Consider the following 13762-nt stretch of genomic DNA (forward strand, 5'->3'; position numbering starts at 1 on the left):
CGGGGTCTCGAGGATGGCGCCCCCGGCGCGCAATTGGCCGGGCCCGCAGGCCCGGGCCAGGGACAGAACATGGGGCCGCAGCCCGGCATAGCCCGCCAGCGCCGTCGCGCTGCCTCCGGTCCCGGAGCGGGCCATGGGCAGGATCCCGGCGCTTGCCCCCAAGGGGGTGTCGAGCACCAACAGGGCCCAATCCCGGGCAATCCCGCCGCGGAAATCCCGGCTTGCCGGATCCTGTACCGGGTCCAGCACATAGCGGCGCACCCCCGCCACTCCGAGCCCCGTGCCGCGCTGGTAGCCTGCCACAAAGCGCAGGCTCTGGGCCGGGATCCAGGCCTTGCGGGCGTAGTTATACAGGCAATGGGCCGCGGTCAGCACCACCGCCTCGGCCACTAGCGTGCCGGTGCAATGGCTGCGGATCTGCAGGCTGGCGAAATTCACCCGCCCGATGGCCCGCCAGGGCGCGGTCCCGGCATCGAGGATCTCGCGCCCCCGGATCGCGGCACAGCCCGCCTCCCCCTGCCGCCCGGCGCCGCAGATCCCACTGAGCTCCGGGCGATAGATCTGGTTATGCAGGGTTCCGGCATCGGGGGTCTGGGCCAGCCCCGGCCCCGGGCCCAAGCCGAGGCTCCCGCCCAAACCGACCCCCCCGCCGAGCAGGAGGGCGCCCAGCAGGTTGGCGATCCCGGCCCGCATCCGGGGCCCGGGATGCGGACGTCCCGCGCCCCTTAAAATTCGCGCGAAACGCCACCCTTTTGCCCTGCCCCTCGCCCGGCCCGTGACGTCGCGGGGGGGAATGCTGTCCGCGCACGAAGCGCAGATTGTCCAAGGGGGGCCAAGGTGGCGCAGATTGTTCATGTCACGACACTGACCGATCCGGTCGCAGTGGACCAGCCCGCTGCGCCGGTCACCGCGTTGGAGATCGGCCAGACCGCCAACGGGGCGCTGCTCTATGCGAGCAGCCCTGCGGGGGGCGTGGTCACGGCCTATGCGCTCTCGGGCAGCGGGTCGGCGACCCTGGTCGATCAGCAGGCGCTGACCGATCCGCCTTCTGCCGGGGGCGGGGGTGCGGACGCGCCGGAGGCCGTGGTCACCCTGAACGGGCAGATATACCGGGTGGTGCTCGACCATCCGGATCACGCGGTGCAGCTTTTTCGCCTGAATCCCACGGGCGGATCCGATCTGGTCGCGACCATGGGGGCGGAGCAGGGTCTGGGCCTGTCGACCCCCACGCAGCTTGAGGTGCTGGAGGTCGCAGGCACGGCCTATGCCATCATCGGCGGGGCCGGGTCCTCCTCCCTCAGCGTGCTGGAGGTGACCGCCACGGGGGAGCTGATCCCCCGGGACCATGTCATCGACGATATGGAGACCCGGTTCTCCCGGGTTACCAGCCTCGAGACCCTGCAGGTCGACGGGCGCAGCTATGTGATTGCGGGCGGGGCCGATGACGGCCTGTCCCTGTTCGAGCTTTTGCCGGGGGGGCGGCTCGTCCATCTCGATACGGTGGCCGACAGTGCCGAGATGTCCCTCGTGAATGTGGTGACCCTGGCCGCCCAGGAGACCGGAAACGGCCTGCAGATCTTCGCCGGATCCGAGCGGGAGCCCGGGGTGACCCAGCTGCAGGTTTCGCTCGGCACGACCGGGGCGGTGCAGCTCGCCTGGGATGGCGGGGCGACCCTGACGGGCACGGCGGGGGCGGACCTGCTGGTGGGCGGTGCCGGGGCCGACCTGCTGAAAGGTGGCGCGGGCGCGGATCTGCTGCTCGATGGCGGCGGAGAGGACCGGATGCAGGGCGGTGCCGGCGCGGATCTCTTCCTGCTGGATGCCGATGGGGCGGTGGATCATATCCTCGATTTCGATCCGCGCGAGGATGTGCTGGATCTCTCGGCCTGGACCATGCTGCGCAGCATGGATCAGATTGCCATCACCCAGACCAGCGATGGCGCCCGCCTCAGCTTTGGCGAGGAGGTGCTGATCCTGCACAACCCGGAGGGCGGGGCCTATGATCCGAGCCTGCTGGCCGGGCTCGATGTGCTCAATCTCAGCCGGGTGCATCTGACCATGTTCGACGGCCTGACCCCGGACCCGGTGCAGATCCTGTTCGAAGGCAGCGCGGCGGGCGAGACGATCCATGGCAACGCGGCGGACAACACCCTGCTGGGCCTGGGGGGCAATGATGTTCTTCTGGGTGGCGCGGGGGCCGACTATCTCGATGGCGGCGCGGGGACGGACCGTGCCGCCTATTGGACGGCATCCGCCGGGGTCATGGTCGATCTGGAGAACAGCCAGGCCAATACCGGAGATGCGGCGGGCGATGTCTATGAGAACATCGAGGACCTGCAGGGCACCAAGTACCGGGATGATCTGCGCGGGGACAGCGCGGTCAACACGCTGATAGGGGCGGCTGGCAGTGACACCCTCTGGGGGCGCGCGGGCAATGACCGGCTCCTTGCCGGAGACGGCAATGATGTTCTTCTGGGGGGCGCGGGCGCAGACCGCCTCGATGGTGGGGCAGGAACAGACCGGGCCGCCTATTGGGCCGCGGAGATAGGGGTCCTGGCCGATCTTCAGGCGCCTCAGGCCAATACCGGGGATGCGGCGGGCGACATCTTCATCAGCATCGAAGATCTGCATGGCAGCAAGCATCGCGACGATCTGCGTGGCGACGGGGCGGCGAATACGCTCTGGGGCGCGTCCGGGGATGATACACTCCATGGACGTGGCGGCGCGGACCGGCTTGTCGGCGATGCCGGTAATGACGTGCTGCTCGGCGGGACGGGCGCTGACCGGCTCGAAGGCGGGGTGGGGACGGATCGTGCCGCCTATTGGACGGCCAGTGCGGGTCTGCTGGCGGATCTGCAATTTGCGCATGCCAATACCGGAGATGCGGCGGGCGATCTGTATGACAGCATCGAGGACCTGCAGGGCAGCAAATACCGCGATGACCTGCGTGGCGATAACGCGGCGAATACGCTCTGGGGCGGGGCGGGCAACGATCTGCTCCACGGGCGGAGTGGTGATGATCGTCTTGTCGGAGATGCCGGCAATGACGTGCTGCTCGGCGGGATCGGAGCAGATATTCTGGAAGGTGGCGCCGGCACGGATCGCGCGGCCTATTGGACAGCGAGCGAAGGAGTCCTTGCGGATCTGCAGGCCTCGGACGTCAATACGGGAGAGGCGGCGGGCGATACCTATGCCGGTATCGAGGATCTGCAGGGCAGCAAGTACCGGGACGATCTGCGCGGCGATGAGGGGGCGAATACGCTCTGGGGCGGGGCGGGCAACGATACGCTCCACGGGCGCGGGGGCCATGACCGTCTGGTCGGGGATGTCGGGAATGATATTCTGCTCGGCGGGGCGGGGGCGGACCGGCTCGAAGGCGGCGCCGGCACGGATCGCGCGGCCTATTGGACAGCGGGCGAAGGGGTCCTTGCGGATCTGCAATCGTCCCGATCCAACACAGGTGATGCGGCAGGCGACAGCTATACCGGCATCGAGGACCTGCATGGGAGCCGGTACAATGACCGCCTGCACGGGGATGCGGGCGCGAACACGCTCTGGGGGGGCTCCGGAAATGATGTCCTGCAGGGACGCCGTGGGGATGATCACCTGCTCGGGCAGGACGGGCGCGACTACATGGTGGGCGGCGCCGGCAATGATCGGTTCAACGGTGGCGCGGATGCCGATACTTTCGTCTTCGAGACCGGCCATGACGTGATCGAAGATCTGACCCTTGGCGAGGATCGGTTGCGGCTTTCGGCAGATCTCTGGGGCGGAGGACCACTCGATGCGGACACGCTCATGCCCTTTGCGGAACAGCAGGCCGATGGGCTCTTGCTCGATTTCGGCGCGACCGGCAGTGTTTTGCTGATCGGTGTCACGGATGTGTCGCTTCTGAGCACGGCGATCGATCTGCTATAGGTGCTGCCCGGCGATGGCGATTGCGTGCAGCGGCATGTTTCGGTAAGCCCGGCGCAGAGCTGATCTTCCGCATGTGGTCCTTTCGCGCTTATGAAAAAACAACTTTTCGATTCCACTGATTTCGACCCAGAGCGTTATAACCGATACCTGCGCATCAAAGATCCCGCCGAAAAGACATATGCGATCTACTTCACGGCGCGCTCCGGCAGTTCCTGGCTGAACGATGTCGCCAAGCAGACCGGCCGGCTGAGCGATCCGGGGGAATGCTTCAATCCGAGTTTCGTGCCGCGCATGTCCAAGGCGCTGAACGCGTCGAACATGGATCAGTATCTCGAGATGCTGCGCCGCCGCCGGAACACCCATGGGGTCTTCGGTTTCGAGGCGACCTTCTACCAGATCCGGGTGACGTTCGGATCCGTCGAGGCGTTCATGGCGTACTTTCAGAGTGCCCCATGCTTCTGGCTGATCCGCCAGGACATCGTCCAGCAGGCCGTCTCGCTCTACAAGATGGATGTCACCCAGGTCACCCATAAGGCCCATTCGGATACCGAAAGCCGGGCCGCGGCCGAGGCGAAATTCGTCTATGACCGTGAGAAGATCAAATACTGGGTCCGCCATCTGCTGAACAAGGAGATCGGCTCCGAGGCGATGTTCAAGGATTATGGCCTCACGCCGCTGCGCCTGAGCTACGAGGTGATCACCGCCATGAGCGCCCATGAGGTGGTCAATGTGATCGCCCATCATATCGGCGAACCGGTGATCCCGGTGGGCGACCTGTCCACCGAACATGGCAAGCTCGGCACCAGCCGGAACGTGGAGTTTGCCACGCGCTTTCGCGAGGAAGAGGCCGAGTGGATGAAAGAGGTCAGAGAGATCCGCGCCCCCTGGTTGAGCCAGGTCAACCGGACACCGCCAACAGGGCTGTTGTCGGACGGATCTCCTGCCACAACGTGATATGTGCGGTGCGCCCCGCATTTGGCCGGTCGCTGCCGTGCCGTCGAGGCGTCAATCTGAAGGACAGGGCCCCGTATGAGTAAAGTTGTCGTGCCGTTTCGGAAGCTGCAGCGCGCAGGTGTGGAAGTCCTTCGCCGTGGCATCAAGCAGGAGATCTCGCTGCCCCGTGACACCCGGCTCGAGGCTCCCTGCAGCCTGAAATGGACCAACTACCACCATTCCCTGGAGCTTGGTGCGTTTTCCTATCAGGTCTCGGGCTATTGCTTCGCGGCGCGGATTGGCCGTTACTGCTCCTTCGGCGAGGAGATCCAGATCGGGCGGCAGAACCATCCGCTGACTTGGGTCTCGACCAGCCCGGCCTTCTATTCCTATGACCGGATGTTCAAGCTCGATGGCGGGTTTGAGGGCGCAGACCAGTATCATAACTACAAGTTTTCCCCGTCCAGTCGTGGTGTGCGGGCCAAGATCACCACGATTGGCAATGATGTCTGGATCGGACATGGGGCCCTGATCTCGGCGGGGGTCACCATTGGCGACGGGGCCATTGTTGCGGCCAATGCTGTCGTGACCAAGGATGTCCCCCCCTATGCGGTGGTGGCGGGCAATCCGGCGGTCATCAAGAAGATGCGCCTGCCGGCCGAACTGATTTCCCCGATGCTGGAATGTGGCTGGTGGCGTTTCGCGCCATGGCAGCTGTCTCATCTGGATCCTGCGGATCCCGAAGCATTCATCCTGGGCGTCCAGGAGATGACCGATGTCCCAGAGTTTGCGCCCAGCGTATTGGACTTCAAGGAGGGTGCATGACACCGATTGTCTTTCTTCATATTCCCAAGACCGCTGGACAGACGATCCATCACGAGCTTCAGCGCGTCGTCGGGTCAGACCGTGTGTCGCCCATCCGGTCCCGTGCGCAGGTCGATGTCGGAGAGGCGCAGATGCCGCCGGGATATGACCTCTATTCCGGGCATCTGGACTGGACCGAATTGGAAAGCTTGCCGGAAAACCGGTTCGTCTTCACGGTCCTGCGCAGCCCGTTCGAGCGGATCGCGTCCTTCTACTTCTACATCCTGAAGCGCGCCAAGAGCATGTCCGCCGCGGATCTGGCCAAGTCGAAACGTGTGGGGATGCAGACGGTTGGAACGGTGTCCGCGCCAGAGTACTTCTTTGGCGGGGATGCGAAATGGTCCAACTACATCCAGCAGCATTACGACAATTTCTACACACGCTATTTTGCCACCCGCATGATCCGCGGTCGGCTGCAGCCCGGTGAAACGGTCGCCGAGGCCCTGCCCCGCGCCTTGCGCAATCTGGAGATGGTCGACCGGGTCTATTCCACAAAGAACCTGGGCGCTCTGGAGGCGGATATCGCCGAGCGATACGGGGCGCAGATCAATCTCACGAGCACCTTCGTCAATGTCGGGAGCCATGACCGCTCCCAGGAGCGTTGGCCCATGTTGCTCGATCTGATGGACACCGATGAGCAGCGTGAGAAGCTGACCCGGTTGGCTGAAACGGATCTCAAGTTGATCGAGGCGATTGGTCTTCAGGTCTGACGGATCGGTATCTGCCAGACTGAGAGGGCCTTTTGACGGGCCCTGGCGGATGCCTATCGCACAGGGCGCACTGCCATATTGGCCTCGTGCTGCTCGATGGCGGCCTCAAGATCGTCAAAGTACCGGGCCTGACCATTTTCTAGGACGATCGCGGCGTCACACATCTGGCGGATCTGCGAGGTCGAGTGGCTGACCACGATGGCGCCTGCATTTTCCATGCGCGCCCTGAACAGTTGCGTTGCCTTGGCGCGAAACGCCGCGTCGCCGACGGAGGTGACCTCGTCCACCAGATAGGTTTCAAAGCCGATCCCCATGGAGACCCCGAAGGCCAGCCGCGATTTCATCCCTGAGGAATAGCTGCGCAGGGGCAGGCGGAAATGTTTGCCGAGCTCGGCAAAATCCTCGACGAAATCGCTCAGAGAGTCGGTGTCGACCCCGTAGACCCGGGCGATGAACTTGGTGTTCTGGGCCCCGGTCAGATCCCGGTGAAAGGAGCCTGCAAACCCCACGGGCCAGGAGATCGAGCCCGTGGACAGGATCCGTCCGGATGTGGCATCCATGGTTCCCGCGATCATCCGCAACAGGGTCGATTTTCCTGCCCCGTTGCGCCCCAGCAGGGCGACGGAGGTGCGCGAGGGGATCGTCAGGTTGACGTTCTGCATGATCATCTTGGACTGACCATGCAGCACGAAGCGTTTGGTGAGGTTCTCGAACCGGATCATCGCGTCTCGCCCCTGCTCCGCCGCGTCTGGCTCAGCGCCGGTCCCGCAGGGAATAGGCCACCAGCGCCGTGATCGACCAGGCCAGGAAGGAAAAGAGCGTGATCAGCCCCAGCAGGAAGCCGCGCTCGGGATATTCCGCACGTTCCGCCAGGGTCGGGCGGATATGGGCGGCGAGATAGCGGCTCTGGCGGCGGGCCTCGTTGCGGGCCGCGTCAAAGGCCGCGAGGGCGGCCACATAGCTCTGCTGGGCAAATTCCAGATCCACGGCCAGGGTCTCGTACTCGCCCACCAGATCGGCAAAGACCGAGCGCTCATCGGAACTGCCTCCGCCCAGGCCCATCTTGCGGCGCTCTTCGTCGATACGGCGCTCGATCACCTCCACGCGCAGCTCACCCTGGGTGATCCGCGGATCGCCGGACCGCGTGGTTTCACGCAGCAGATCCACCTCGATCAGCGCATCGGCCAGCTGGGCCTCCAGATTGGTCAGAAGCCCCATCTGGCTCTGGGTGTCGATGGTCGGATCGACGATCTGGGTGCGGTTGCGGAACGCATTCAGCGCGACCCGCGCCTCGCGCAGCCGGACCACCGCCTGATCGAGCTCGTCGCGGGCATAGCGGATGGCATCCTCCCGGGCGAGCGTCGAGAGCTCGTTGATCATCGCGCTGCTCTTGTCGAAGATCGCCTCGGCGATGGCCTGCGCATCCCGGGGCGCAAAGGCCAGCACCCGCAGATCCAGAAGCCCCGAGCCACTGTCGTAATAGATCGCCACCTTGCGTTCCCAATGGGCCACCAGATCCTCGATCGTGCCCGGAGCCTCATAGGCAAAGATCGGATCCACGGCCGGGTCTGCCCGGCTCCACATCTCGCGCAGGTCGAGCTCGGCATCGATATTGGCGACCAGCTCCTGGCCTTGCAGGAACTTGTAGAGGATATCCGTATCCGAGCTGGACGAGCCCGACAGTTCCGTCACCCCGCCCAACAATTCGATCGCCGAGCCGATCTCTTCGGTGCGCACGGAAAACCCCACATAGGAGGCGTATTGGTCCACGGCCCGGGTCCAGAGATAGCCCGCCGAGATCCCCATGGGCAGCAGGACCATGGCCACAAAGCTCGCCAGAAGCAGCACATGCCGCCGCGCGCCCCGGGCCGGTTGTGCCGGGGGCGGGACAGGTGCCGGGGCGGCCGCTTGGGCCGGGGCCGGAGCCTGTTGCGCGCGGGCCGGAGCCTGTTGCGCGCGGGCCGGAGCCGCGCCGCCCTGGGCGGCGGCCTGACCCGGACGCGGTCCCGGCGCCTGGCCTGGCCGGGCCTGTCCCTGTCTCGGACCCGGTTTGGCCCCGGGGTGCGGCCCTGCTTTGGCAGGAGGCGGTGTCTGGCCCTGCGCTGCGCCCGGTTGACCCCCGGGTTTGGCTTGCGGCTTTGCCTGGGGTCTGTCCGGGGACTTGCTCTGCGCGGGACCTTTGCCGGGGGCCTGCGCGGGACCTTTGCCGGGAGCCTGCGCGGGACCTTTGGCGCCGGGCTGTGCGGCGGCGCCCGGCGGCTGAGCCTTGGGCGGCTTGGATTTCTGCTTGGGGGCGGGCTGCGGCGGCTGGGCCTGTGCCGGGCGTCCCTGCCCTGCGGCCACGGGTTCGGGTCCGGGCTGGGGGGCTGCAGGCTGCTGCGGCGCGGCCTCGCCCTTCGGGCCGGCAGGGGCGGGTTTGACGGGATCTGACGGCACGGGCGGGGACGCTTTCGGTTGGGTCACGGGACGTCGTCCTCTGAAACGAAGGGAGGGCAGGCCTGCGCGGGCGCCTCTTCTCCGTGCTACAGAAAAACTTCGACCTTTGCCAGCGCCGGACCCCGGGCTGTCCTGTGACCCAGCGCCCCTGCCCGGCCCCGCGTGGCGTTTGGTCCGGACCGCCGCCCGCCGTGCAAATTGTAATTGTGCCGGGCTTGGGCCATACCAAGAGCCAGTTTGTCCCAATCGGTTCGGCCCGTCATGAGCCCCCCACCCGCCTCAGACACCCCCGTTGCCACGGCCCCGCCGTTGACACCGAAGCTGCGTCCGGTGGGGCGACGGTCCTTTGCCACCCTGCGCACCATCATTGCCCTGATGCTGCGCGAGATGGCGACCACCTATGGCCGGTCGCCGGGGGGGTATATCTGGGCCGTGCTGGAGCCCGTGGGCGGGATCGCCCTGCTGACCCTGGTCTTCTCGGCGGGCTTCAAGTCGCCGCCCATGGGGACCGTGTTCGTGATCTTCTATGCCACGGGCCTGATCCCCTTCCTGATGTTTCTGGATGTGAGCGGCAAGCTGGCCCTGTCGATCCTGTTCTCGCGACAATTGCTGGCCTATCCGGGCGTCACCTATATCGATGCGCTGATCGCGCGGTTCATCCTGAACACGCTGACCCATCTGATGGTGGCCTATATCATCTTCACCGGGATCCTGCTGTTCTTCGACACGCGAACCACGCTGGAGCTTGACCGGATCGCCCTCGGCTTTGCCATGACCATGGCGCTCGCGCTGGGTGTCGGGACGATGAACTGCTTTCTGTTTTCCATGTTCCCGGTCTGGCAGCGGGTCTGGTCGATCCTTACGCGTCCGCTCTTCATCCTGTCCTGCATCTTCTTTCTCTACGAGTCGGTCCCGGATCTCGTACGCGACTACCTGTGGTATCTGCCCACGGTGCATCTGACCGGGATCATGCGCAGCGCCTTCTATGTCGGTTATGACGCCTCCTATGTCAGCCCGACCTATGTCTTCGTGGTCAGCGGGGTGTTGATGGTAACGGGCCTCGTCTTCCTGCGCCGCTATCACCGCGAAGTCCTGAACAATGCCTGAGCCCGCCCCGCAGGGCGGCGCGCATATCCGCATTCTCATGGGCACCTATAATGGCGGGCGGCATCTGCGGGCCCAGCTCGACAGCTTCGCCGACCAGACCCATGGGGACTGGTCGCTCTGGGTTTCCGATGACGGCTCGCAGGATGACACGCGCGCGGTGCTGGCCGGGTTTGCCGCCGATCACCCGACCCGGCAGATCCGCCTGCTGGAGGGGCCGGGCCAGGGGGCTGCGGCGAATTTCCTGTCGCTCCTGTGCCATCCGGAGCTGCCCCGGGACGGGGCGGTGATCGCGCTTTCGGATCAGGATGACGTCTGGATGCCCGACCGGCTGGCCCAGGCACAGGCCCATCTGGCGCGCCATCCGGCGGAGGCCTGCGTGCTCTATGCGGCCAATACGGTGCTGACCGACCCGGCCCTCACCCCGATCCGCCAGATCCGCAGCCGCGGCGCGGATCCGGGGTTCGAGAACGCGCTGGTGCAGAACATCATCGCGGGCAATACCGTGGCGCTCAGCCCGGCCGCGGCGGATCTGGTGCGCCGCGCCGCGCCCCCGGGCCCGGTGCCCTATCACGACTGGTGGCTCTATCTGCTGATCACCGGCGCGGGCGGAACCGTGGTCTATGACCGGGGCCAGCGGCTCTATTACCGTCAGCATGAGGGCAATGTGCTGGGCGCCCATCGCGGGGCGCGGGCCGGGCTGCGCCGGATCTGGCTGAGCGTGAACGGCACTTATCGCGGCTGGGTGCAGGACAATCTCGCCGCCCTCTGGGCCGTGGCCGAGCATCTGACCCCGGATCACCGGGCACAGGTGGCGCGGCTGCGGGCGGATATGGGCCGGGCGGGCCCGCGCCGGGTGCGGGCCCTGCGCGAGGCGGGCATTCGCCGCGACAGCCCGGCGGGGCGCGCGGCGCTGACCCTTCTGGCCCTGACCGGCCGGATCTGATTGGGCATCTGACCGGGCCTCTGGCTGGGCCTGTAACTGGGGCCTCTGACTGGCGGGTCCGATTGGGGCTTTGACTGGGACTTGACCGGGGGGCTCTGATCGGGCGCCCGGAGCCGCCCCCTGAGCGGGTTTGCGCGCCTGGATCCATGGGGGCAGGACGGGCTTGCCGGGACTGGCTAATGATTGGTTAACTTCGAGCCGTTATCGAGATCTTAACGACTGTCTTCCGGCGAGGAGCCGACACGACCATGATCACCCCTGTCATCCTGTGCGGCGGGTCGGGCACCCGGCTCTGGCCCCTCTCGCGCAAGAGCTACCCCAAGCAATTCGCCCCCCTGGCCGGGGCGGATCACAGCCTGTTTCAGGCGGCGGCAGGGCGGCTCGCGGGGGCCGCAGACGGGCAGATCGCCCCGCCGGTCGTCGTCACGGGCGAAGAATTCCGCTTCATCGCCGCCGAGCAGCTGGCCGGGATCGGGCAAGAGGAGGCGACCCTCCTGATCGAGCCCGCCGCGCGCAATACCGGGCCTGCGGTGCTGGCCGCCGCCCTCTGGCTGGAGGCGGCGGATCCCGAGGCGCTGATGCTGGTGATGCCCTCGGATCATGTGATCCCCGATGCGGCCGCCTTTGCCGAGACCGTGGCCGGGGCGGTCCCCGCTGCCCGGGCGGGCCGCATCGCCACCTTCGGCATCGCCCCGCACCGGGCGGAGACGGGCTATGGCTGGCTCGACCCGGTCCCGCCCGCCCCCGGCGAGACCAACCAGAGCGTGCGCCCCCTGCGGGGCTTCGTGGAAAAACCCGATACCGCCCGTGCGGAGGCCATGCTCGATGCGGGCGGATATCTGTGGAATGCGGGCATCTTCCTCTTCTCGGTGGCGACCCTGCGCGCCGCGGTGGCCGCCCATCTGCCCGCCCTGCTCGACCCGGTGGCCGAGGCGGTCGCGGGGGCGCGGGCGGATCTGAACTTCTACCGGCTCGACCCGGTGCCCTGGGCCCGGGTGCCCGAGATCTCGATCGATCACGGGGTGATGGAGCGGGCCGAAAACCTGAGCGTGGCCCCCTATGACGGGGCCTGGTCCGATCTGGGCGACTGGGAGGCGGTCTGGCGTCAGGCCGGTCCCGATGCCCGCGGCGTGGTCACCGAAGGCCCGGCCACAGCGCTGGATTGCGACACCACCCTGCTGCATTCCGGGGCGGACGGGCTCGAGGTGGTGGGGCTTGGCCTCAAGGATACGGTGGTCGTGGCCCTGCCCGATGCGGTGCTGGTGGCCGATGCCTCCCGCACCCAGGAGGTGCGCGACGTGGTCGACACGCTCAAGGTCAAGCGCGCCCGTCAGGCCGAGACCTTTGCCCGGGATTACCGTCCCTGGGGCTGGTTCGAGACCCTCGCCCTGTCCGAGCGGTTTCAGGTCAAGCGGATCGTGGTCAAGCCGGGCGGCGCGCTCTCGCTTCAATCCCATCTGCACCGGGCCGAGCACTGGATCGTCGTCGAGGGCACGGCCCAGGTCACCGTGGGCAACGAGGCCCGGCTCGTGGCCGAGAGCCAGTCGATCCACATCCCTCTGGGGGCGCGGCACCGGCTCGAGAACCCGGGCAAGGTGCCCGTTGTGCTGATCGAGGTGCAGACCGGCACCTATCTGGGCGAGGATGACATCATCCGCCACGAGGACCTTTATGCCCGGGCTTGCGCGGAATAGCGCCACGAGAGGCGGCAAACCCTGTCTGATCCTGTTCCTTTCGCACCTGCGGCACCGGTCCGAGTTGCCTGCCCGCCTGCCATGGGGGACAAGAGCGAAAACTGCCCCGGCCCGGCATCGAGTCGCGGCCTGTGACCAGCCCCCGTGACCAGCCGTGGAGCACATCCCCATGTCCACCCCGTCCTCCGATCCCGGTTCTACCCCGCCCACCCAGGGCCAGCAGGCGGCGATCATCATTCCCCATTACAATGACGTGGTGCGGCTGCGCACCTGTCTTGCGGCGCTTGTGCCCCAGATCGCGGCCCTGACCCAAGGGGACGGGCCGGGGCCCGTGGACCTTGTGGTGATCGACAATGGCTCGACCCAGGACCTGGACCCGATCATGGCCGATTTTCCCCAGGCACGGTTTCTGAGCGAGCCGCAAAAAGGCGCGGCCCCGGCCCGCAATACCGGCGTGCGCGAGAGCACGGCGCCTTGCCTGTTCTTCATCGATGCCGATTGCGTGCCCGATCCCGACTGGCTGAAAACGGCGCTGGATCTGAGCGGCTGGGACGGGATCATCGGCGGCCGGGTCGACGTCTTTGACGAGACCCCGCCGCCCCGTTCGGGGGCCGAAGCCTTCGAGACGGTCTTCGCCTTCCCCCAGGAGCAGTATGTCACCCGCAAGAACTTCTCGGTGACGGCCAATCTGCTGACCACCCGCAAGGTCTTTGAGGATACCGGGCCGTTCGACGGCACCGTGGTGGAGGATAGCGACTGGTGTCAGCGCGCCGTGGCCCGGGGCTGGCCCATCGCCTATCACCCGGAGCTGGGGGTCGGCCACCCGACCCGCAATGACTGGTCGGCCCTGCGCCGCAAATGGAAGCGGACCACGGCGGAGAATTACTTTGCCGGCGGCACGGATCCGGTCTCGCGCCTCCGCTGGGCCTTGCGCGCGGGGGCCGTACTGGCCTCGGCGCCGCTGCATATCCCGCGGGTGCTGCGCCATCCGGCCCTGGCTGCGGGTGAACGCGCGCCGTGCATCGGCGTGCTGATCCGGCTGCGTGTCCTGCGCGCAGGCTGGATGCTGCGCCAGGCCGTTTTCGGAGAGCGACCGCTCAATACCTGAGACCCCTGGGGGCTTGCCGCGACAGCCCGATGCGCCCCGATGTGCCGCA

At 66.7% G+C, this 13762-nt stretch carries 12 protein-coding genes; 9 read left to right on the top strand and 3 right to left on the bottom strand.

Annotated features, from left to right (window positions below):
- Positions 1–693 (bottom strand): trypsin-like serine peptidase (locus tag ACP150_RS20415; RefSeq protein WP_424968551.1); only part of this gene is annotated, 693 nt, incomplete at its 3' end.
- 144 nt (positions 694–837) lie between these two features.
- On the opposite strand from ACP150_RS20415, the gene ACP150_RS20420 reads away from it, so the two are divergent.
- From ACP150_RS20420 to ACP150_RS20435, 4 genes are all read left to right on the top strand, one after another.
- Entirely contained in the window at positions 838–3918 is a 3081-nt protein-coding gene (locus tag ACP150_RS20420; protein WP_424968552.1) for a calcium-binding protein, read from the top strand.
- Between the two features lie 90 nt (positions 3919–4008).
- The gene (locus tag ACP150_RS20425; protein ID WP_424968553.1) at positions 4009–4872 is read left to right on the top strand and encodes a Stf0 family sulfotransferase; all 864 of its coding nucleotides are present in this window, start codon (positions 4009–4011) and stop codon (positions 4870–4872) included.
- A gap of 75 nt (positions 4873–4947) precedes the next feature.
- Positions 4948–5676 (top strand): CatB-related O-acetyltransferase, encoded by a 729-nt coding sequence (locus tag ACP150_RS20430; RefSeq protein ID WP_424968554.1) that lies wholly within the window; start codon positions 4948–4950, stop codon positions 5674–5676.
- Complete coding sequence (locus ACP150_RS20435) at positions 5673–6425, top strand: sulfotransferase family 2 domain-containing protein (RefSeq protein ID WP_424968555.1); 753 nt, start codon at positions 5673–5675, stop codon at positions 6423–6425. Before ACP150_RS20430 ends, ACP150_RS20435 begins: the two co-directional genes overlap by 4 nt.
- A 53-nt stretch (positions 6426–6478) precedes the next feature.
- Here ACP150_RS20435 and ACP150_RS20440 read toward each other — a convergent pair whose 3' ends face one another.
- Positions 6479–7147, bottom strand: a complete 669-nt coding sequence (locus tag ACP150_RS20440) for an ABC transporter ATP-binding protein (RefSeq protein WP_424968556.1) — start codon at positions 7145–7147, stop codon at positions 6479–6481.
- Positions 7148–7178: 31 nt separating this feature from the next.
- Positions 7179–8273, bottom strand: a complete 1095-nt coding sequence (locus ACP150_RS20445; protein ID WP_424968557.1) for a capsule biosynthesis protein — start codon at positions 8271–8273, stop codon at positions 7179–7181.
- A 264-nt stretch (positions 8274–8537) separates the two neighbouring features.
- Here ACP150_RS20445 and ACP150_RS20450 point away from each other — a divergent pair, with 264 nt between their 5' ends.
- From ACP150_RS20450 to ACP150_RS20470, 5 genes are all read left to right on the top strand, one after another.
- A complete protein-coding gene (locus ACP150_RS20450) occupies positions 8538–8855 on the top strand; it encodes a hypothetical protein (protein ID WP_424968558.1) in 318 nt (105 codons plus the stop codon).
- Positions 8856–9122: 267 nt separating this feature from the next.
- Complete coding sequence (locus tag ACP150_RS20455; protein ID WP_424968560.1) at positions 9123–9968, top strand: ABC transporter permease; 846 nt, start codon at positions 9123–9125, stop codon at positions 9966–9968.
- Complete coding sequence (locus ACP150_RS20460; protein ID WP_424968561.1) at positions 9961–10911, top strand: glycosyltransferase family 2 protein; 951 nt, start codon at positions 9961–9963, stop codon at positions 10909–10911. Before ACP150_RS20455 ends, ACP150_RS20460 begins: the two co-directional genes overlap by 8 nt.
- 248 nt (positions 10912–11159) lie before the next feature.
- The gene (locus ACP150_RS20465) at positions 11160–12605 is read left to right on the top strand and encodes a mannose-1-phosphate guanylyltransferase/mannose-6-phosphate isomerase (RefSeq protein WP_424968562.1); all 1446 of its coding nucleotides are present in this window, start codon (positions 11160–11162) and stop codon (positions 12603–12605) included.
- A gap of 169 nt (positions 12606–12774) precedes the next feature.
- Positions 12775–13713 carry a glycosyltransferase family 2 protein gene (locus ACP150_RS20470; RefSeq protein WP_424968563.1) on the top strand — a complete coding sequence of 313 codons (939 nt, stop codon included), beginning with the start codon at positions 12775–12777 and terminating at the stop codon, positions 13711–13713.
- The last annotated feature ends 49 nt before the right edge of the window (positions 13714–13762 follow it).

The organism is Dinoroseobacter sp. S375 (assembly GCF_049800775.1).
In the GTDB taxonomy this organism is placed as follows: Bacteria; Pseudomonadota; Alphaproteobacteria; order Rhodobacterales; family Rhodobacteraceae; genus Dinoroseobacter.